Annotated in this window: 18 protein-coding genes, 1 pseudogene and 1 riboswitch; of the genes and pseudogenes, 16 read left to right on the top strand and 3 right to left on the bottom strand. The window is 39.2% G+C overall.

What is annotated here, in order from left to right:
- Positions 1 to 86 precede the first annotated feature (86 nt).
- The gene (locus tag AC4PHI_RS07600; protein ID WP_492199316.1) at positions 87 to 1,391 is read right to left on the bottom strand and encodes an ISL3 family transposase; all 1,305 of its coding nucleotides are present in this window, start codon (positions 1,389 to 1,391) and stop codon (positions 87 to 89) included.
- A gap of 352 nt (positions 1,392 to 1,743) precedes the next feature.
- Between AC4PHI_RS07600 and AC4PHI_RS07595 the strand changes: the two genes are divergently transcribed.
- From AC4PHI_RS07595 to asnS, 4 genes are all read left to right on the top strand, one after another.
- The gene (locus AC4PHI_RS07595; protein ID WP_492199315.1) at positions 1,744 to 4,515 is read left to right on the top strand and encodes a helicase C-terminal domain-containing protein; all 2,772 of its coding nucleotides are present in this window, start codon (positions 1,744 to 1,746) and stop codon (positions 4,513 to 4,515) included.
- Positions 4,516 to 4,589: 74 nt separating this feature from the next.
- On the top strand, positions 4,590 to 5,066 hold the full coding sequence (locus AC4PHI_RS07590; protein ID WP_492199314.1) for a cell wall elongation regulator TseB-like domain-containing protein: 477 nt from the start codon (positions 4,590 to 4,592) through the stop codon (positions 5,064 to 5,066).
- Positions 5,067 to 5,142: 76 nt separating this feature from the next.
- Entirely contained in the window at positions 5,143 to 6,330 is a 1,188-nt protein-coding gene (locus tag AC4PHI_RS07585) for a pyridoxal phosphate-dependent aminotransferase (RefSeq protein WP_492199313.1), read from the top strand.
- A 50-nt stretch (positions 6,331 to 6,380) separates the two neighbouring features.
- A complete protein-coding gene (gene asnS / locus AC4PHI_RS07580; protein WP_492199312.1) occupies positions 6,381 to 7,679 on the top strand; it encodes an asparagine--tRNA ligase in 1,299 nt (432 codons plus the stop codon).
- Positions 7,680 to 7,798: 119 nt separating this feature from the next.
- Here the strand turns inward: asnS and AC4PHI_RS07575 are convergent, their stop codons facing one another.
- Positions 7,799 to 8,065, bottom strand: a complete 267-nt coding sequence (locus AC4PHI_RS07575; RefSeq protein ID WP_492199311.1) for a hypothetical protein — start codon at positions 8,063 to 8,065, stop codon at positions 7,799 to 7,801.
- Positions 8,066 to 8,231: 166 nt separating this feature from the next.
- On the opposite strand from AC4PHI_RS07575, the gene AC4PHI_RS07570 reads away from it, so the two are divergent.
- From AC4PHI_RS07570 to AC4PHI_RS07515, 12 genes and pseudogenes are all read left to right on the top strand, one after another.
- Positions 8,232 to 8,693 (top strand): CopY/TcrY family copper transport repressor, encoded by a 462-nt coding sequence (locus AC4PHI_RS07570; RefSeq protein WP_492199310.1) that lies wholly within the window; start codon positions 8,232 to 8,234, stop codon positions 8,691 to 8,693.
- A complete protein-coding gene (copZ, locus tag AC4PHI_RS07565; RefSeq protein ID WP_492199309.1) occupies positions 8,690 to 8,896 on the top strand; it encodes a copper chaperone CopZ in 207 nt (68 codons plus the stop codon). Before AC4PHI_RS07570 ends, copZ begins: the two co-directional genes overlap by 4 nt.
- A 2-nt stretch (positions 8,897 to 8,898) precedes the next feature.
- Positions 8,899 to 11,112: a heavy metal translocating P-type ATPase gene (locus AC4PHI_RS07560; RefSeq protein WP_492199308.1), complete on the top strand. Its 2,214-nt coding sequence runs from the start codon at positions 8,899 to 8,901 to the stop codon at positions 11,110 to 11,112.
- Positions 11,113 to 11,500: 388 nt separating this feature from the next.
- A complete protein-coding gene (locus tag AC4PHI_RS07555) occupies positions 11,501 to 12,937 on the top strand; it encodes an NCS2 family permease (protein ID WP_492199307.1) in 1,437 nt (478 codons plus the stop codon).
- 114 nt (positions 12,938 to 13,051) lie between these two features.
- On the top strand, positions 13,052 to 13,924 hold the full coding sequence (locus tag AC4PHI_RS07550) for a CvfB family protein (RefSeq protein WP_492199306.1): 873 nt from the start codon (positions 13,052 to 13,054) through the stop codon (positions 13,922 to 13,924).
- Positions 13,925 to 13,987: 63 nt separating this feature from the next.
- Complete coding sequence (locus tag AC4PHI_RS07545; RefSeq protein ID WP_492199305.1) at positions 13,988 to 15,190, top strand: MFS transporter; 1,203 nt, start codon at positions 13,988 to 13,990, stop codon at positions 15,188 to 15,190.
- A gap of 102 nt (positions 15,191 to 15,292) precedes the next feature.
- Positions 15,293 to 15,751: a ferric iron uptake transcriptional regulator gene (gene fur, locus AC4PHI_RS07540; RefSeq protein ID WP_492199304.1), complete on the top strand. Its 459-nt coding sequence runs from the start codon at positions 15,293 to 15,295 to the stop codon at positions 15,749 to 15,751.
- 122 nt (positions 15,752 to 15,873) lie between these two features.
- Complete coding sequence (xerD, locus tag AC4PHI_RS07535; protein ID WP_492199303.1) at positions 15,874 to 16,764, top strand: site-specific tyrosine recombinase XerD; 891 nt, start codon at positions 15,874 to 15,876, stop codon at positions 16,762 to 16,764.
- A gap of 67 nt (positions 16,765 to 16,831) precedes the next feature.
- Positions 16,832 to 17,590 carry a segregation/condensation protein A gene (locus tag AC4PHI_RS07530; protein WP_492199302.1) on the top strand — a complete coding sequence of 253 codons (759 nt, stop codon included), beginning with the start codon at positions 16,832 to 16,834 and terminating at the stop codon, positions 17,588 to 17,590.
- A 10-nt stretch (positions 17,591 to 17,600) separates the two neighbouring features.
- Positions 17,601 to 18,164 (top strand): annotated as a pseudogene (gene scpB / locus AC4PHI_RS07525) (SMC-Scp complex subunit ScpB); the annotation flags it as partial.
- 193 nt (positions 18,165 to 18,357) lie between these two features.
- Positions 18,358 to 19,074, top strand: coding sequence for a pseudouridine synthase (locus tag AC4PHI_RS07520; protein ID WP_492201560.1), 717 nt, complete (start codon positions 18,358 to 18,360; stop codon positions 19,072 to 19,074).
- An 81-nt stretch (positions 19,075 to 19,155) separates the two neighbouring features.
- Positions 19,156 to 19,282: riboswitch (FMN riboswitch) on the top strand.
- Positions 19,283 to 19,426: 144 nt separating this feature from the next.
- Positions 19,427 to 20,008 carry an ECF transporter S component gene (locus AC4PHI_RS07515; RefSeq protein ID WP_492199301.1) on the top strand — a complete coding sequence of 194 codons (582 nt, stop codon included), beginning with the start codon at positions 19,427 to 19,429 and terminating at the stop codon, positions 20,006 to 20,008.
- Between the two features lie 28 nt (positions 20,009 to 20,036).
- On the opposite strand, the gene AC4PHI_RS07510 is transcribed toward AC4PHI_RS07515, so the two are convergent.
- Positions 20,037 to 20,267, bottom strand: coding sequence for a ferredoxin (locus AC4PHI_RS07510; RefSeq protein WP_492199300.1), 231 nt, complete (start codon positions 20,265 to 20,267; stop codon positions 20,037 to 20,039).
- Position 20,268: the final 1 nt, after the last annotated feature.

Here is a 20,268-nt window from a genome sequence, read left to right as displayed (position 1 = left end):
CTGGCTCTTTGTCAAATAGGACTGATGAGTAAAAATTAGTTTGGAACTAAGTAGAAGTGAACACTCCTGCTTGGTTCTTTTTTCCGTTATTTTATTTGTATTAAACCATTCATCATAAAAATTCTGATTCTCATGTTACGAAATGATTTAAAGCCGTAGGACACTCGCTTTAGTGTTTTAATATGGGTATTCTTGGCTTCCAATTTGCCATTGGAATACGGGTAAATAAGAGCATTAGTGATGCCTACTTCATACTTTAATAGATTTTGTACTTTCTGTTTAAACTCTTTATCAAGATGTTCCGGCAAGTCTTCCAAGTGTTTGAAAAATAAGGCGACATCTTTGCTCCTAAAGGCGTTCAACAGGTTGTGAAAACAGTGATAGGTATCGTGAAGCCTTTGCGAGTAAGAGAGCAGTCGGTCAATCACCATTCCCTCCGTGAGGAGAGGATATTTAGGAGATCTAAAGCTTCGCCAACTACGATAATTGGTCCAATCAATGTTTTGATAATCCTTTAATAGTAATTTCCAGTTAGTTTTGATTTTTTGGGCTTCATAGAGGTGCCCTTGTTTCCTTAATCGCTTGACTTCCTTCACTCTGAAGTCATTAAACGCAGTATTGATATGTTTAACAATATGAAAACGATCAATGACGATTTTAGCTTGTTTGAAACAGGTTTTCGTTAGCTTAAAATAAGCCGCATTCATGTCTGTGACGAGAAAGTCTACTTGATTTAATGCTTCTTGAGGATAACGGTTAAAGTGCTTTTCTAACTTGTTGTGTTGTCGACTCGGTAAAATATCCACAAGTTTCCCAGAGTCACCATCGGCACAAATAAACGTCATCTTATCTTCCCGCGTCGCATGAGACCGGAATTCATCAACCATTAGGACAGTGGGTAAAGCAGCTTTTACTTGGCTGTTAGGCACGTAGGCTTCTAGACTTCGAAGAAGTCTGATCACTGTCGTGATAGACACATGACAGAGTTTGGCAATGAGGGTATACGAGATTTTCTCCTTTAAAAGATCTAAAATTTTAAACTTGATGTGCTCTGAAATAAAACAATTTTCTTTAACAAAGTAAGGACTAGCGGTGGTGTATGAGTGACAATTGCGACAAAAATACTTCTGCTTTTTTAACTTCATCACGGTGGGCATATGATGATAGTCCTCCAACCGAATCATAGAAGATTTAGTCCCATTTTTAACGACCCTATGCTTCCCCTCATGGTCCATAGGACTTGAACCGCATACTTGGCAAACTTTAGGAGCGGGTAAATAATCAGCTTCAATAATCAATGTTTGCCTGTCTTGATACACTTCTTTAGAAACAGCTAAAATAGTTAGATCAGGGTCTATAATTCTTAGTAATTTTTTGATATCATGTGTCATAGCATATAGTTCTCCTTACTGTTTAGGTTAGAGGCTTTAATAGTACCAGAAGAACTATATGTTTTTTTATTTAATACAAAAAAATGGGATTGATGAATCAATTTTTGATTCATCAGTCCCATAAATTATAGAGCCGTTAAACTAGTGGAAAGTCTTTTTTTGTTTTGGGGAAAAAGGCGGAATTTTTGAGAACAAATTGCTAAAATCCAATGAATTATCAAATGACAGATTTTTTGGAAAAAGAGTATAAAAGATTGCATTTAATTGAGAAAAAAAGCAGAGAACTCCTGTTGTTCCAAATAAAATAAGGTATAATAAGAACTATTGAAAATAAAAGGAGGGAACTGTTTCAATGAAACAGCGTTCAGTTTATGCAGTGGTGGACATCGAAACTACGGGCACCAGTGTTCAAGCAGATAGGATCATTCAAATCGGCTGCGTCTTTCTTCAAAATGGCAAAGTGATCGATCGTTTCTCCACAGATCTGAATCCGCGTATAAAAATTTCAAAACAGATAGAATCCCTCACTCATATTTCTAACGAACAGTTGGCAAACGCACCCTATTTTGAAGATGTGGCGCCAAAATTATTTGAATTACTCAATGATTGCGTCTTTGTGGCACATAATATTTTTTTTGACTATCAATTTTTGAGTGCTGAATTTGAACGGGCTGGGTTTCCCGAGATGACCATGGCGGGAGTGGATACGGTGGAATTGGCGCAGATTTTTTTGCCTACGCTGCCGAGCTACCGGTTGTCTGATATTGCCGAGCAGTTTGATTTTAATCACGACAGGCCCCATCAGGCAGATAGTGATGCTTCTGTTACAAGTCAATTATTTTTGATGATTCAAGAAGAAATAAAAAAAATACCGCTTGTGACCCTCGAAAAAATCATTACTTTGTCAGACGTATTGGCGATGGACACTGGAGATTTTTTAAAATTGCAGTTGCAAATACTCCAGAAGAATCTTTTACCCTTGCCAGAAGGGATTCAAGTAGTCCATCACTTGGCGTTGAAAAAAAAGAATGATTTAGCAGGAGAATATCCGCAAAAACCATTAAGAATTTTCCCTAGGGAGCCAGAAGATAAAAAAGCTGTCTACGGCGAATTTCTTGACTACCGCGACAGTCAAGGACAAATGATGAACGAAGTCTATGATTTTTTTGATGCAGAGGACTCTGAAGTGAAAAATTTAAGTATTGAATCCCCTACCGGCAGCGGCAAGACATTCGCTTATTTATTTCCTTTGAGCTTTAAAGCCACGGTCGGCAATCCGCTTATCGTGAGTACTGTCTCGATTGTATTGGAAAATCAACTGTTAAAAGATGGAGTGCCTCTTGTTAATAAAATAAATCCTGCTAGTTTGCAAGCAACGGTGATCAAGAGTTCCAAATATTTTATCGATTTGACAAAGTTTGCGGCCACACTGGCCAACCCTTTGAAGCAGAAACAGTATGCACTTTATCAAATGAGATGCATAGTCTGGCTGCTTGAGACTGATACGGGAGACATGAGTGAATTAAATCTGGCTAATTTGGATCATGTGTTTTTTTCTCATGTGCAGCATTTAGGCGAAAAATATGTGACAAAGTCCAGCCCTTATTATGAAGAAGATTTTTGGCTGTTCTTAAAGAAGAAAGTCCGTCAGTCCAATCTATTGATTGTTAACCATGCTTTCTTGATTAAAGAAACATTCAGAGAATTTCCATGGCTGCCTGCCAGTGATCATCTGATTATTGACGAGGCACATCATTTTCCTGAAATAGCTGAGAGATTAGGTTACCGTCAGCTAAGTTTTTCCCAACTGAAAAGTTCGCTATTCAAGTTGATTCATTTTCACGAACAGGAGCCGAATTGGCGGAAAATCATTAAGGATCAAGTCTGGCCGATCAAAAACAAACTGCTGGAGCGTACAGCCTTGGAGACAATCAATGTCCTAGAAATGGTGCAAGACGACATTATCGAAACTACTCTCATCGACACTGCCCATCAATTCGACGACGAGATTCTGCTGACAAGCAGAGGCCTAGAGAACTTGCCGATTTATTTAAATCAAGATATTTTTCGCTTGAATCGTCTACTGCAAGACATGATCGCTTTGATAGCAAAAGGACATGACTACATCACCAGCAATTTGGATAAATGGCTGATATCCGAACAGTTGACTTTGCAAAACTGGCAATGTTTGTGCGAAAATATTAGTGAACAATATTACTTTATTGATGCTTTTTTGACAACGGACGAAGAACAGTCTGTCCGTTGGTTGAAAATCGAAGAAAAACAGCAAAATATTTATCTGTATACCAGTGAATTTTTACCTTCATCAGCAGAGACTTCTGCATGGTACGACAGGTACGATAAAATTCTGTTTACTGGCGGAACTTTGAAGATAGGAAATGATACACAATACTTGGCAAAAAATTTAGGGATTGAGTCCATGCCGTTTATTCAATTTCCAACTCTCTTTGATTTTGGCAAACAAGCTCGTTTTTACGTGCCGGAAGAGAGCAGTTCCTTTAGCGACCTTTCAAGTGTCTACTATGAAAAATATATAATAGACAGTGTGATTTCCTTGGCTTTAAACTTGCCAGTCAAAATGTTGGTCTTGTTTACTTCCCATGAGATGCTGCAAAATGTCTACCATGGGATTCAGCCCGATTTGATTAATCATAATATCGAGGTACTGGGTCAAGGACTGTCAGGTTCTAGAGAACGTATAATGAAAAGATTTACCGGTCAAGGTCAAAAGGTTCTGCTAGGGGCAGATTCATTTTGGGAAGGAATTGATTTGCCGGGAGATGCTTTGCAGTTGCTGGTTGTTGCACGCTTGCCTTTCGAATCACCGGAAAGACCGTTCATCAAAGAAAAATTAAAATTTCTGCAGCAACAGGGGATGGACGGATTCCAGCAGTACTCTTTGCCTAAAGCTGTTTTGCGGCTGCGTCAGGGCATTGGAAGGCTGCTGAGAACAAAAGAGGACCGGGGAGCAATCATCATGATGGACCCCCGTCTTGTAAAAGCGCGCTATGCCAAAAAAATTCAGTCAGCATTGCCGGAGGATCTTCCAGTCACAGAGCTTTCTTTTGAAAATATTCTAAAAGATTTGAAAAACTTTTTATGATTTTCCCAAAGTTTCCTTACAAGATGGCAAAGTTTTGCTATAATGATTTGAAAGAATGAGAAAGAGGGGGAAATATGCCTAAAAAAATTGGAATAGGTGTCAGTATTTTCTTAGGTCTATGTCTGTTGTTTACCACCGTCTTCTACGTTCGTTCAGTCAGACCGATAAAACAAGCCGAAAAACAGGCCTTGGCATTTGCAGAAGATTATGTAACTTTTGATTATGTTTCTGATTTCTACTGGTTTAATCGTGAAGAAACTTATTTTACCCTTGTTGGAACAACGGATAAGGACAAAGAAGTGATTGCCATTATTTCCCAAACCGGTGATAAAATCACAATCCTCAATCAGAAAGACGGAATAACAGAAGAACAGGCCTTGGCAAAAGTCGAAGCTGATCACGGACCGATTAAATTTTTGAAGATTACGTTGGGAAAATATCAAGATGTGCCTGTATGGGAAGTTGTGACAAAAAACGACAACAACTCGTTAAATTATTATTTGGTTGATTTTTCTACCGGGAAAATCAAATCGATTTTAGAAAAAGTCTAGCAATGTTATCTTTTTAAAGAAGGTAGCATTTAAAAATACTATAGCATCAAGACACAAGATAAAGGAGAGTGTTAAAATGAGCCTATCTAAAAGAGCAAAAAAATTAGAACCCTCTGTCACCCTAGCTTCGGCTGCGAAAGCCAATGAACTGAAAGCCCAAGGGGTAGATGTGGTAAATTTAAGCTTGGGACAACCTGACTTTGTAACACCAAAAAATATTCAGCAAGCAGCGATTCAGTCAATCGAAAACGGAAAAGCGAGTTTTTACGTGACTTCTGCCGGAATTCCCGAGTTAAGAAAAGCAATCATCCAACGGACAAAAGAAGATTTCGGCTTTGAATATCAGATGGATGAAGTCGTCGTCAGCGAAGGGGCAAAATTTGCTCTTTATACGTTATTCCAAGTGTTGCTGGATGCTGAGGATGAAGTCATCGTGCCTTCGCCATATTGGGTCAGCTACAGCGAACAAATCAAACTTGCCGAAGGAGTCCCTGTATTTTTAGAAACAAGGGAGACTAACGGATTTAAAGCAACCGTGGCTGATTTAGAACAGGTAAGAACTTATAAGACAAAATTACTGTTGATCAACTCTCCTTCCAATCCGACAGGAGCCTTGTATACCCGTGAGGAGCTGGAAGCTATCGGACAGTGGGCTGTGGCTCATGATATCCGTATTATTGCAGATGAAATCTATGGCAAACTGGTTTATAATGATAATCGTTTTGTCTCATTCATCGAACTGTCAGATGAGATCCGCCGCCAGTGTTTTGTGGTAAATGGTGTGTCTAAAGCTTACAGCATGACCGGCTGGCGTATCGGCTATATCTTAGGGGATAAAGAAGTTATCAAAGCAGTGATTGATTTAAATTCACAGTCCATCAGCAACTGTGCAGCAGTTAGTCAGTATGCGGCGATTGAAGCATTAGCGGGTCCTCAAGAATCTGTTGAAGAGATGAGACGGACTTTTGAAGAACGGTTAAACCGTGTGTATCCCCAAGTAGCGGCATTGCCTGGAGTATCCCTGGAAAAGCCGCCGAGTGCTTTTTATCTATATCCTAATGTCAGGGAGACATTGACGATGTGCGGCTATGAAAATGTCACAGAGTTTGTCAGTGACCTGTTGACAGAAGCCCATGTAGCAGTAGTGACGGGAGAAGGTTTCGGTACATCGGACCACATTCGATTGAGTTATGCTGCCGATATTGAAACGATTGAACGAGGGATTGAAAGAATTAAAAACTTTATTGATAAAAAAAGACAATAAAGTCATGAATGAGTAGATTTAAATGGTGAGAAGCGAGGAGAATGGAAACGATGGAAAGAATTCGAATTATTGATTCAAAAGATCATGTGGGTGAAAAAGTTCAAATCAATGCGTGGATTGCTAATAAGCGTTCCAGCGGGAAAATTGCTTTTTTACAATTGCGTGACGGTTCAGCTTATTTTCAAGGCGTTGTGGTTAAGTCTGAAGTGCCTGAAGAAGTTTTTGAGTTGGCAAAATCATTGAATCAGGAAACATCTGTAAAAATTATCGGAGAAATACGTGAAGATACACGTTCAAAATTTGGGTACGAGATTGGTGTTGAAGGCATCGAAGTTATCGGTGAAAGTCATGATTATCCTATTACGCCAAAAGAACACGGCACAGACTTTTTGATGGACCACCGCCACTTGTGGCTGCGTTCAACTAAACAGCACGCGATTATGCAGATTCGCAACGAGCTGATTCGTGCCACCTACGAGTTTTTTAATGAACGTGGCTTTATTAAAATCGATCCGCCAATTTTAACAAGCAGTGCTCCAGAGGGAACAACAGAACTGTTCCATACAGATTATTTTGGTCAAGAAGCCTATTTGTCTCAAACAGGACAATTATATTTAGAAGCTGCGGCTATGGCTTTTGGCAAAGTTTTTTCTTTCGGTCCGACTTTCCGTGCAGAAAAATCTAAAACTCGCCGTCATCTGACAGAATTTTGGATGATGGAACCTGAAATGGCCTTTGTGGAACATGAAGAGAGTTTGGAAATACAAGAGCAGTATGTGGCGTTCATGATTGAGAAAGTACTAGAAAATTGCGACTACGCTTTGGACGTTTTGGGACGGGACAAAGAGTTGTTGAAGAGCTATACAGAACTGCCCTATCCGCGTATCACTTACGATGATGCAGTAACTTTACTGAATGAAAATGGTTTTGAAGATATCAAGTGGGGAGATGACTTTGGCTCGCCTCATGAAACATTTATTGCTAACCATTTCAGCAAGCCTGTGTTTATTTTGAATTATCCGAAATCCATGAGCCCGTTCTATATGAAACCTCACCCAGACCGTGATGACGTGGTAATCCGCGCTGATCTGATTGCTCCGGAAGGTTACGGGGAAATCATCGGCGGTAGTGAACGTGCCATAGGTTACGATTATATTATGGAGCAGTTGGAAAAAGATCAATTAGACTATGCAGATTACGCATGGTATCTTGATTTGAATAAATATGGTCCGGTGCCTCACTCCGGTTTTGGCTTGGGACTTGAAAGGACTGTGACTTGGATTTCCGGTACGGAACACGTCCGTGAAGCAAGCCCATTCCCTCGTTTATTACACAGAATTTATCCTTAACTTGTGAGTTTGACTTAAAGAATACTAAAAACCTGAAGCCAAAAATTGAGCTTCAGGTTTTTTTGATTTAACTTGGAATTAATCTTCTTCAAACAAAATCAAGTGGAAAGATTAGCTAACTACACTAGACCGATCAAGCTCAAGAGAAGCAGAAACACCCAAGGAGACAAGGCTAAAATCATTGAGATGGAACTGATCATTTTTTTTGTTGAGTGTAAATTAGAGAAATAATTAATCAGACTGGCTAATGTCACCATCATTTGTGATGCTGTGATGAATGGCGAATCAAAATCCCAATTGCACATAAAAAAAAGTAAAGACAATGCTCCTAGTGAGAGAATCAGAAAATCATCTGTCTCAAACACATCTTGTTTTGTTAAACTCATACCCGCGACCTCCCGACATTTTCTTCATATTAGTTATTATATTTGAAACAAATAAAAAGAGCATCAGTCTTAAGAATGAATTGTTGACTTTTTTTAATTACAGTTGTAAACTATATTTAGTTGATGATTACAAAGGTAAACGATTGAGAAAGGAGGCATACTATCAATGCAAGACATCGCTATTAGTGATGCTGAGTGGGAAGTGATGCGAGTGGTTTGGGCTCAAGATGCAACCACCAGTTCCGAAATTGTTGACGTTTTGTCTGAAAAAATGTCATGGAAGGCACCGACGATTAAAACTTTGATTGGACGTCTGGTCAAAAAAAATATGTTGGAGACGGAAAAAGATGGCAAAAGATTTATTTATAAAGCGGCGATAGAAGAACAGGATGCAATCAACCACACCATGAAAATGCTATTGTCCCAAATTTGCTCAAGAAGGGTAGGCATCACTGTTGGGCAAATGATTGAGATGTCCGAGTTGAGTGTCGGGGATATTGAAAACCTTGAAGATATCCTTGCCAAGAAGAAACAAACAGCACCTTCAGAAATAAAATGTAATTGTGTGCCGGGACAGTGTACCTGTCACAAATATAATCATAAAAGGAAAGAGGATATTGAAAAATGAAAGAAACTTTTACAGTAAATGGCATGACTTGTAAACATTGTGCAGCAAGAGTGGAAGACGGTATCAATGAGTTGAACGGCATTGATAAAGTAAAAGTCAATTTGAAAAAAAATCAGGCAACAGTAAAATTTGATGAATCAGTCGTTGATTTGGCAACGATAAAAAATAAGGTGAAAGAAACCGGGTATGAAGTCGAGGTGTGAAAATGAGTTCAGAACAAACAACAAAAGTAGATACACTTTCCATTACTGGAATGACCTGTGCCAACTGTTCAGCGCGAGTTGAAAAAGAATTGAACGAACAATTAGGAGTTTTGAATGCCAACGTAAATCTGGCAACGGAAAGAGCTACTATTCAGCATGAATCAGGATTATCAGTTGAAAGTTTAATCGAAAGTATTGAAAAAATTGGTTATGGGGCGATTTTGTATGATGATGCTCACAAAGCCAAAATTGCGGAACATAAACGAAAAGAACATCGGAAAATGAAACGTGATTTGATTGTATCAGCAGTTCTTAGTGCGCCGATGCTGATTGCCATGGTATTTATGATGGCAGGCAGTCATGGTACATTGACAATGCTGTTACACGAGCCTCTGGTCCAATTTATTTTGGCAACTCCTGTGCAGTTTTTAATCGGTTGGCGTTTTTATAGAGGAGCTTATCACGCCATCAGTACCAAAGCACCAAATATGGATGTTTTAGTCGCCGTAGGTACCAGTGCAGCTTATTTATTAAGTTTATACAATGGCTTTTTTGGCGGAGATCCCACACATTTGTATTTTGAGTCCAGTGCAGTCATTATCACTTTGATTTTACTAGGAAAATATTTGGAACAAAATGCGAAGAATAAAACCAGCAATGCTATCAAACAGCTGATGGCTCTGCAGGCAAAAGAAGCGATTGTTATCAGAGACGGCAAGGAAGAGACGGTCAGTATTGAAGAAGTATTAGTCGGAGATACTATCAGAGTCTTGCCGGGCACGCAAATCCCGGTGGATGGCCGTGTGGTGGAAGGTTTTTCAACGGTTGATGAAAGCATGCTGACAGGTGAGAGCTTGCCAGTAGAAAAAAAGGCTGAAGATGATGTTTTTGGTGGAACGTTGAATTCAAGCGGCAGCTTTTTATTCAAAGCCACCCAAGTAGGTTCTGAAACAACCCTTTCGCGTATCATTCGAATGGTGGAAGAAGCTCAAGGAACTAAAGCACCGATTCAAGCCATTGCCGATAAAATTTCTTCGATTTTTGTGCCGGCAGTGCTGATTATCGCAGTGGTTACTTTAGTTGTGACAGCGTTAGTGACTAGAAATTGGGAACAGTCTTTGATACACAGTGTTTCGGTTTTAGTTATTGCTTGTCCTTGTGCTTTAGGACTTGCAACACCGACTGCTATCATGGTGGGAACAGGTCTGGGAGCTAAAAATGGTATCCTGATTAAAAACGGTGAAGCATTGGAACGGGCATCAAAAATCGATGCTTTGGTCCTTGACAAGACAGGTACTATAACAGAAGGCAAGCCAAGTGTCACCGATATGAAAATTTATCAGTCTGATATAGAGACTGATGACATGCTGACATTAGCAGCAATATTAGAAAAAAATTCTGAACACCCATTGGCAAAAGCGATTGTAGCAAAGGCGAAGGAAAATGATTTAAACATCTCCAGAGAAGCAGTTAATTTTGAAGCACTGGTCGGGGCAGGTATTAAGGGTGAAATTGACCAAGTCAGTTACTACATTGGAACCAAAAGTTTAATGACCCAGCAAAGTATAGATACTGGTCAAGCCGATCAGGAAGTTGCGACTATTGAAAGTCAAGGAAAAACGGTGATTTATATCGCCGATTTTCAGCAGCTTGTGGGGATTATCGGACTGGCTGATCAAATTAAAGAAACTTCTTTAACCGCCATCAAGGAACTTGAGAGTCAAGGGGTTGAAGTTTATATGATGACTGGAGACAATCAGCTGGCGGCTGAGTATATCGGCCAACAAATCGGTTTGAGTCCGGAACATATTTTTGCCAAGGTATTGCCTGCGGATAAAGCAAATTATGTGGAAAGCTTGAAAAAAGCTGGCAAGTTTGTCGGCATGGTCGGAGATGGTATCAATGATGCACCGGCACTGGCTACAGCAGATGTTGGATTGGCAATGGGAACTGGAACAGATATTGCCATGGAAACCGCTGATGTGACTATCATGAATGGCGACCTGCAAAAAGTAAATAGCACGATTGTACTATCGAAAACAACGATGAAAAAAATCAAACAGAATTTGTTCTGGGCCTTTTTCTACAATACAATCGGTATCCCCTTTGCTGCACTTGGCTTCTTAAATCCAATGGTTGCCGGAGGAGCAATGGCCTTCAGTTCTGTTAGTGTTTTGCTCAACTCATTAAGCTTGAATCGTAAAAAAATAAATTAACAAATTTTTTTAAAAATTTGTGTAAAGTTGCTGAACCATAAGTTTTTTAAACCTGAAATAAAACATTTACAAATCAATAATCCCATGAAATCAAAGATTTAATCATTGATTTCATGGGATTTTCACTATCTTGAGACTTTTTCGTCAAGTCTCTTTTTGTGTTTAATTTCAAATGTTCAGCACAACTAATAGTTTTAAAAGATTTTTTATACTGGAGTAAATATAGATACTTAACTTAAAAACACGAACATTAAAAGTTTTAATGCAATAAAAGTTAATATTTGTGTTGTGTTATTTTTATTCTATAACTATAATAGAATTTGTGAGCGAATGACGCGAACAATTATTTGCAATGATTTTTAATATCGAGAACTGAAGGGGAGAAAGAATGGAAAAGTTTTTTGAGTTAAAGAAAAATGGTACAAATGTGTCTACAGAAATAATGGCCGGATTAACAACATTTTTTGCGATGAGTTATATTTTGTTTGTAAATCCCAGCATCTTGTCTGCTTCAGGAATGCCGTTTCAAGCAGTATTTTTAGCAACAATCATTTCTTCTGTCATTGGGACTTTGGTGATGGGATTATTTGCTAACGTTCCTTATGCTCAAGCACCTGGAATGGGCTTGAACGCTTTTTTTACTTTTACGGTTGTGTTTGGTTTAGGTTATTCATGGCAGCAAGCGTTAGGCATGGTTTTTTTATGCGGTCTTATTAATATTTTAATTACAGTTACAAAAATAAGAAAGATGATTATAAAAGCAATTCCTGAAAGTTTACAGCATGCCATCGGCGGAGGCATCGGCGTTTTTGTTGCTTATGCTGGACTTAAAAGCGCTAATTTTTTAGTTTTTTCAGGTGATACATCTTCAATCGTTGATTCAACTGTTGAAAATGGTATCACTACCAACGTTACTATCAACGGAGGCGTTGTTCCCGGGTTGGCAATGTTCAACAATCCAGAAATGATTTTGGGAGTTATCGGTATCATTCTTACCGTGGTACTGGTTGTTTTGGATTTAAAAGGAGCAATTTTGATTTCTATCATCGGGATAACTGCGATTGGTATTTTGATGGGAGTCGTTGACTTATCTACCATCGATTTTCAGCAAAATTCATTCAGCAACTCTGTTAAAGAGTTAGGGGTTACTTTCGGTGCAGCATTTGGTTCGGAAGGATTGCCAAGTTTATTTTCTGACGCCGCAAAAATTCCGCAAGTTTTGATGACTATTTTGGCTTTCAGTTTATCAGACACTTTTGATACGATCGGAACATTTATCGGTACTGGAAGAAGAACTGGTATCTTTAGTAAAGAAGATGAAGAAGCTCTGGAAAACAGCAAAGGCTTCAGCTCAAAAATGGACAAAGCACTTTTTGCTGATGCTATCGCAACTTCTATCGGAGCGATTTTCGGTACCTCTAATACGACAACTTTTGTTGAAAGTGCTGCAGGTATCGGCGCTGGCGGACGTACTGGTCTGACTTCTGTGGTAGTTGCCGGTTTGTTTGCATTAAGCAGCTTGTTTGCTCCGCTAATTGCGGTTGTGCCAGCTCAAGCAACAGCACCTGCATTAATCATCGTTGGTGTAATGATGCTAGGTTCCTTTAAGGAAATCAACTGGGTGATTCTTGAAGAAGCTGTCCCTGCATTTTTTGCTTCGATTTTCATGGGACTGTGTTTCAGTATTTCTTACGGTATCGCTGCAGGATTCATTTTTTATGTAATTCTAAAAACCTGCAAAGGCAGAGCAAAAGATGTCAGCCCGATACTATGGGTCGTTACAGGTTTGTTTATTATCAACTTTATCATCATGAGTATTATTTAACAGAAAACATTTCGACACAGGGAACTGTTCCCTGTGTTTTTGTTTATTTTAGTGTCCTTGTGTGTCCGCTGTGTTATAATAGGCATACTTTTATAGAAGCGAGTTGAACGTTTAATGAATGAATTATTAGGAGCAATCTGGACGGGTCTTATCACAGATGAAAATGATTCTGCCTATTTTGTACAAAAAAATGGTGTGACCTTTCGATTAAATAAAAATGAAAATGAAAACAGCCATAGCCTTGGTGATGCGGTAGAAGTTTTTGGCTATATGAATCAGAAAGATGAATTAGTGGTTACAACTAATCTTCCCGAAATCACTAAAGGGACTTACGGTTTCGCTGAAGTCGCAGCCAGCAGAAGAGATTTAGGTGTCTTTGTAGATATTGGGCTTCCAGACAAAGAAATGGCCCTGTCCTCAGACGAGTTATCAGAAATGCGCCAGCTGTGGCCTAAAAAAGGCGATATGTTATACATTACCTTAAGAACCGATGAAAAAAACCGGCTATGGGCAACGTTGGCTGAAGAAGAGCGGATTGAAGCCATGAGCCGCCCGGCAACAGAGGAAATGAAAAATAAAAATATTTCCGGAAAAGTTTACCGGTTAAAAGCCGTCGGAAGTTTTGTGCTGACTGATGACTTTCATTTAGCGTTTATCCATCCTTCAGAACGTTATGTTGAACCGAGATTAGGAGAAATCATCCATGGCCGTGTGATTGGTGTCAGACCTGACGGCATGTTAAACATATCTTTGAAACCCCGGGCCCACGAAGTAATCAGCGATGATGCTCAGATGATTTTGACATTTCTGCGTCAATCGAAAGAGGGGAAAATCCCTTATTCAGATAAATCTACTCCGGAAGAAATCAAAGAGATGTTTGCCATCAGCAAAGGGCAGTTTAAACGTGCCCTGGGAAGTTTAATGAAAGAAAAAAAAGTTAAGCAAGAGGGCGGTTATACGATTTTATTACAAGAAGAAGAGAAGTGATAGTTGCCTTTGAAAAGAGGCAGCTAAGAACTCACTGTAAGGAAAGGGTTTTGTTAATTGAGTATGAGTGACACAAATAGATTGAAACAGCAGTTGAATTTTCTTCAAGGGATTTATTGGGTGTCTTTTTGCTCAATCAGCGGTTTTGCGACTGTTTTTTTACTGACGAAAGGTTTGGATAGTTCCACCATAGGGATTATTATTGCTTCTGCCAGTTTGATTTCTGTGTTTGCCCAGTTTGCCACAGGCTTTATTTTAGACCGTTTCGCCGATTTGACTGTAAAAAAGGTACTGCTGGGGTATGCTGGAGTCACCGCGGTCTTGAATGGCTTGATTTTACTGTGGCGCAGCAATACGTTGGTTGTTGCGCTGGTGTATTGTGTTTCATTGGTTTTTCTGTTTAATATCCAGCCTTTGATTACGACGCTTGTTTATCAGTATATCAACAGCGGACTTCCCACTTCATTTTCATTTTCCAGAGGGATTGGCTCTTTGACTTATGCCTTGACCTCATTCTTTTTGGGCAAATGGCTTGATAGTCATTCCATCCTTTCAATACCCGTGCTTTCAACAACAATTATGGTCATGTTGTTTATACTTTTATTGAGTCTGCCTAAAGTTGATTCTCTTGCAGCTGACCGCCGATATATGGAGAAAAAAAAATCAAAGGAAACCACTTTACGGGAGTTGTTCCAAAAATATCCCACGTTGCTGGGTCTGCTTGCAGGTCTGTGTTGTCTTTTTATATTTCATACACTTGTGAATGTTTTTTTACCCCAGATGGTGGACAATGTAGGGGGCAAGAATGCACAAGTGGGTTATGCGATCGCACTGGCAGCATTTTGTGAGATACCAGTGATGCTTGGCTTTCAGCGCATCGAAGCCCGGTTCACAGTTCAAAATACGTTGAAAATTTCCGGTATCTTCTTTTTTATCCGCAGTTTGATTTATTATTTTGCCGGTACGTTTTTGATGTTTCTTCCGGCACAATTGTTGCAAAGTTTCTCTTTTGCATTGATTACTCCGGCTTATGCCTACTATGTCAATGAAATGATGACAGAAGAAGATCAAGTCAAGGGACAAACTTTTGTGATGGCAGCCGTAACTTTAGGTAACGTGGTGGGGAGTCTAGTTGGCGGACAGCTCGTCCAGAATCGGGGGATTTCTGCCATGTTGTTATTCGGTGTGCTGGTGAGCTTCATTGGAATGCTCGTTCTTTTTTATACTGTAAAAAAAAGACCGACCCAAAATAAAACTCCTAATTGAGAATGGTTGATAATATTTCTACTATACTTTATAATTAATATAAATTAATCATTTGCTATATCTTAGTAGATTATAATTATTATAAACAAAGGGGCGTTGAACATGAGTCAGGAGTCGATGTTGCGAAGTATCCGCAAACAGCTGCATGATGGCGGTTATAAGCTGACGCCGCAGCGTGAAGCAACGGTTTTAGTTTTGCTTGAAAATGAAAAAGACCATCTTTCTGCGGAAGAAATATATATGCTGGTCAAGCAGAAAAGTTCAGAAATTGGCTTGGCTACTGTTTATCGGACGCTGGAAATGCTGACTGAATTAAAAATCGTAGATAAAATCAGTTTTAATGACGGTGTGGCGCGTTACGATTTACGTAAAGAAGGCGCAAAACATTTTCACCATCATTTGCTGTGTCTTGAATGCGGCAGTATTGAGGAAATCGAAGAAGATTTGTTAGTCGAGGTAGAAAAAGTAGTTGAAAAAAATTTCAACTTTCAAGTGACGGATCACCGTTTGACTTTCCACGGTGTCTGCGGAGAGTGCCGCCAAACTAAATCAAATGAGTAAATAACTACTAAGTGATAAACACGTCGTACGATTGCTTAGTAGTTTTTTATTTAGTTGACATAATATATGTATCGGAAATAAAATAAACTGTGGAATACAAACTGAAAAGGGGGGAATGTCAGATGATGGATGTTATCCAAGACTATATTCATTTTTTAAAAATCGAACGGGGACTTTCGGCAAACACGATTGAAAGCTATCAGCGTGATTTGGTTCAATATCTTAAATATTTAAAAAGTATGGATGTTAAAGAGTGGCAGACGGTCGACCGCTACCATGTGATGGGATTCCTGAAAAAACTTTCAGATGAAGGGAAATCTTCCGCCACCAGTATTCGAATGGTGTCTACTTTGCGGAAGTTTCATCAATTTTTAAGGATTGAAAGACTCACTGACCACGACCCGATGCAATATGTAGAAACTCCCAAAAAATCGCAAAAATTACCGAAAACACTGTCTTTAGAGGAAGTTGAAAAATTGATTGAAGCACCTGACACTAAAACACCCCTTGGTTTGCGGGACAGAGCTATTTTTGAAGTGATGTATGCCACTGGTTTGCGGGTGACTGAATTGATTTCTTTGAAAATGGATGATTTACATCTGTCGCTTGGTTTAGTTCAGACGATTGGTAAAGGAAATAAAGAGAGAATCATCCCTTTAGGAGACCATGCTATCTATTGGATAGAGCAATATCTGACCCATTCTCGTCCCCAACTGTTAAACAAAGGGAAGTCCGTACCTTTTCTGTTTCTAAATCATCGGGGAAATGGTTTCACCAGACAAGGAATCTGGAAGAATTTAAAAATTTATGTTTTTCAGGCTGGAATCACTAAAAAGGTGACGCCGCATACTCTTCGGCATAGTTTTGCCACACATTTGCTGGAAAACGGGGCTGATTTACGGGTGGTTCAGGAACTCCTAGGACATGCAGACATTTCAACCACTCAAATCTACACTCATATCACTAAGAAACGTATGGCGGAAGTTTATAAACAATATTTCCCCCGCGCGTAGAGAAATTTAATTTTCTTGTCTTGATGTGTTATAATACTAACGGCTTAAACATGGAAAGGGTGATTCAATGGAAACTTTGAAAGTAAAATTAGACGTCTTTGAAGGTCCTTTGGATTTACTCCTCCATTTAATCAAGACGTTAGAAATAGATATTTATGATATCCCCATCGCAGAAATCACTGTACAATATATGAATTACATTCAATCTATGAAAGATTTGCAATTAGAAGTTGCAGGAGAGTACATCGTCATGGCGGCAACGCTGATGTCGATCAAAAGCAAACTGTTGCTGCCGAAACAAGAGTTAGCTTTGGAAGACGATTTGGATCAACAAGAAGGTGAAGACCCTCGGGACGCTCTAGTGGCACAATTATTGGAATACCGGAAGTTTAAGTATGCAGCAGACGTGCTCAAAGATAAAGAGGCAGAGCGAAGTCTTTATTACACGAAAGAGCCGTTAGATTTAAGTGATTATAAAGGAGAAATCGAACCTTTAAAACCAGACCAAGTCAGCACCATTGATTTGTTTTTGGCATTCCATGATGTTTTGGAGCGCAGTAAACTACGTGCGCCGAAAGAAACCACGATCACTGCCGATACACTCTCGATCGAGGCACAAATTAAATTCATTGAACACGCCATGGAGGATTTACCTGAAAATCAAGGACTGTCTTTTGAGTCCTTATTTGTGACTTATTCAAGAAGTGAAATCGTGACTACTTTTATGGCGCTGCTAGAATTAATTAAGGCGCGTAGGGTGAAAGCACAGCAGAAGAATCACCGTGCACCTATTTATTTATACACTTATTCGGAAGAACTGGAGTAAAGACTGAATGATGAGTTTATACGGAAAAATTGAATCTCTTTTATTTGTTGTAGGAGAGGAAGGGATTTCTTTAGATGAGTTGTCTTTTTTGTTAAAGAAGGAGACGGCGGAAGTTTTTGAAAGTATTCGTTTTTTAGAGCATAAATATCAGCAAGATAAGGATTGCGCCCTGCATATTTTAGAAGTAGGCAATCAATTTGTATTGTCCACTAAAAAAGAATGTGCAGATGTCTTAAAAAAATATGCCCAGTCTCCCATGTCCAATCACCTGTCCCAGGCAGCTTTAGAGACTCTTTCGATTATTGCCTACAAACAGCCTGTAACCCGGATGGAAATTGATGAAATCCGCGGTGTCCAGTCCACTGGCTCTGTGCAAAAATTATTGGCCCGTCAGCTGATTGAAGAAAAAGGTCGTGTGAACGGACCGGGGCGGGCTATTTTATACGGCACAAGCTCTTATTTTATGAATTATTTTGGTCTGGAAACAATCAATGATTTGCCTTCAGTGGAAGAAATGGAAGAAGAATTGACAGAGGAACTCCCAAGTGATTTATTTTTTGATAAATTTAAAAAACAACTTGAGGGACAGGGCATTCATGATACAGAGGCTCTTAAAGAAATGGTAATCAGCTATGATGATACATCAACTGAGAAAGTGTCAGCTGAAGAAAGACCAGCTGCTGCAATACCCGGCTTAGATGAAAAAAACTTGTCTAGTGAAAAAAATGATATTGAAGAAGGAACAGGTGAATAAATAAATGGAAGAAATGCGTCTGCAAAAATTTTTGGCTCAAAGCGGTGTTGCCTCTCGTAGAAAATCAGAAGAGCTGATTGCTCAAGGTGTAGTAAAAGTAAACGGAAAAGTAGTGACTGAAATGGGGGTCAAAGTGTCAAAAAAAGACCTGATTGAAGTCAACGGGATTCCTCTAACTAGAGAAAAGAATGTTTATTTCTTGCTTTACAAGCCTAGAGGAGTTATTTCAGCAGTCAGTGACGATAAAGGTCGTAAAGTTGTCACAGATTTATTGCCGGGGGTTAAAGAGCGTATTTTTCCGGTGGGACGTTTGGACTATGACACATCAGGATTATTATTGCTGACCAATGACGGAGAGTTCATGAATAAAATTACTCACCCAAAAAATGAAGTAGCTAAAGTGTATGTGGCAAAAGTCAAAGGTCTGCCAACCCAAAAACAATTAAGGGAATTGGAAAAAGGCATCAAAATTGACGGAAGGAAAACAGCACCTGCCAAGGCTTGGGTTTTATCAAGAGACAAAAAAGCAGAGACAGCAATCGTGGAACTGACTATCCATGAAGGACGGAACCATCAAGTGAAAAAAATGTTTGATGCAATCGGTTTTCCCGTGATGAAATTAAAAAGAGAGCGTTTAGGTACCTTGGATTTATCAGGCATGTCACCTGGTCAATACCGAAGTCTGTCTGCAAGGGAAGTCAAAGAACTGTTGAATCAGTCTGATGCCTAGCATTTGATAACTAAGGTAGAAACAGAAGACTTGTCTAGGACAAAAAATTTTGTTATAGTATAAAAGTAATTAAATATTAAGGTTCGTCTTCAGGGGCAGGGTGTAATTCCCGACCGGTGGTGATAGTCCACGAACTATTTCTTTTTGAAATAGCTGATTTGGTGTAATTCCAAAACCGACAGTATAGTCTGGTATAAAGAGGATTGGGCTTATTTGATGAAGTATCAAGTAAGATTTCTCGCTATTTTCTGCCCGTGGACAGAAAATAGCTTTTTTTATTGAAATCGACCCTTGAAAAACTATCAGATGTTAAAGTTCGGTGGAGATGAATCCTTTTAGGAGGATTAGTTGTATGAGAAAAAGTAAGATTCAACGTATGGTAGGAGTTGCCATGCTAGGTGCTGTCGCGTATGTATTAATGTTTTTATCGTTTCCTGTCATTCCTGCGTATGCATTTATGAAAGTCGATTTTAGTGAGATTCCAATATTGATTGGGGCCTATATATTCGGTCCTTTTGCTGCCGTAGGGATTGCAGCTGTTCGGTCGGTTTTGCATTTTCTAACCACAGGGATAAGCGTTCCTAATATGGTAGGGGATTTGGCAAGCTTTTTAGCGGGAATTTCTTTCGTGCTGCCAGTTTATTTCCTATCAAATAAAAAAGCAACGACGAAACAACTTGCAGGAGGATTAATCTTGGGAACCCTCTTGATGACATCGGTGATGATGTTTTCAAATTATAGTTTTATCTTGCCTGTGTATGCTAAATTCATGGGATTCCAACTGCCGGGGACATTGGCTTCATACATCATGTTCGGGGTATTGCCCTTTAACTTGATTAAGGCGGTCATCGTGAGTACCGCATTCATACTTGTCCGTAAAAACTTGTTGCCTTGGCTAGAGAAGAAACAAAACCTCAGTCATCATTTACAATAAAAATATAAAAATTAAAACGACACCCCAATCAGTTCTCGGGTGCCGTTTTTTCTTTTTCGATAATGATTGCCCTTGTGGGACATTTTTTATATGCTGACAGACACTGTTCCCTTTGTTCACTGGGAATCATTTGGCTCAATGCCTCAGGATCGTTTTTAAAAATCACGATACCAGCAGCATCATAATCAAAAATATCCGGAGCTTTGACTTGGCAAAGACCGCAGGCAATACAATTTTCTGGTATAATTCTAGTTAGCAAC

This window comes from Vagococcus sp. QWL-13, from assembly GCF_058683555.1.
The sequence above is the reverse complement of the archived record's forward strand: the minus strand, read 5'-3'. Positions and strand labels throughout refer to the sequence as shown.

What these genes read in the sequence shown, in the direction of transcription:
- AC4PHI_RS07550 (WP_492199306.1), top strand. Translation starts at nt 13,052, where the DNA reads ATGAATGAATTATTAGGAGCAATCTGGACGGGTCTTATCACAGATGAA.
- AC4PHI_RS07570 (WP_492199310.1), top strand. Translation starts at nt 8,232, where the DNA reads ATGCAAGACATCGCTATTAGTGATGCTGAGTGGGAAGTGATGCGAGTG.
- xerD (WP_492199303.1), top strand. Translation starts at nt 15,874, where the DNA reads ATGATGGATGTTATCCAAGACTATATTCATTTTTTAAAAATCGAACGG.
- copZ (WP_492199309.1), top strand. Translation starts at nt 8,690, where the DNA reads ATGAAAGAAACTTTTACAGTAAATGGCATGACTTGTAAACATTGTGCA.
- AC4PHI_RS07560 (WP_492199308.1), top strand. Translation starts at nt 8,899, where the DNA reads ATGAGTTCAGAACAAACAACAAAAGTAGATACACTTTCCATTACTGGA.
- AC4PHI_RS07575 (WP_492199311.1), bottom strand. Translation starts at nt 8,065, where the DNA reads ATGAGTTTAACAAAACAAGATGTGTTTGAGACAGATGATTTTCTGATT.
- AC4PHI_RS07515 (WP_492199301.1), top strand. Translation starts at nt 19,427, where the DNA reads ATGAGAAAAAGTAAGATTCAACGTATGGTAGGAGTTGCCATGCTAGGT.
- AC4PHI_RS07590 (WP_492199314.1), top strand. Translation starts at nt 4,590, where the DNA reads ATGCCTAAAAAAATTGGAATAGGTGTCAGTATTTTCTTAGGTCTATGT.
- AC4PHI_RS07595 (WP_492199315.1), top strand. Translation starts at nt 1,744, where the DNA reads ATGAAACAGCGTTCAGTTTATGCAGTGGTGGACATCGAAACTACGGGC.
- AC4PHI_RS07600 (WP_492199316.1), bottom strand. Translation starts at nt 1,391, where the DNA reads ATGACACATGATATCAAAAAATTACTAAGAATTATAGACCCTGATCTA.
- AC4PHI_RS07545 (WP_492199305.1), top strand. Translation starts at nt 13,988, where the DNA reads ATGAGTGACACAAATAGATTGAAACAGCAGTTGAATTTTCTTCAAGGG.
- AC4PHI_RS07530 (WP_492199302.1), top strand. Translation starts at nt 16,832, where the DNA reads ATGGAAACTTTGAAAGTAAAATTAGACGTCTTTGAAGGTCCTTTGGAT.
- asnS (WP_492199312.1), top strand. Translation starts at nt 6,381, where the DNA reads ATGGAAAGAATTCGAATTATTGATTCAAAAGATCATGTGGGTGAAAAA.
- AC4PHI_RS07585 (WP_492199313.1), top strand. Translation starts at nt 5,143, where the DNA reads ATGAGCCTATCTAAAAGAGCAAAAAAATTAGAACCCTCTGTCACCCTA.
- AC4PHI_RS07520 (WP_492201560.1), top strand. Translation starts at nt 18,358, where the DNA reads ATGCGTCTGCAAAAATTTTTGGCTCAAAGCGGTGTTGCCTCTCGTAGA.
- fur (WP_492199304.1), top strand. Translation starts at nt 15,293, where the DNA reads ATGAGTCAGGAGTCGATGTTGCGAAGTATCCGCAAACAGCTGCATGAT.
- AC4PHI_RS07555 (WP_492199307.1), top strand. Translation starts at nt 11,501, where the DNA reads ATGGAAAAGTTTTTTGAGTTAAAGAAAAATGGTACAAATGTGTCTACA.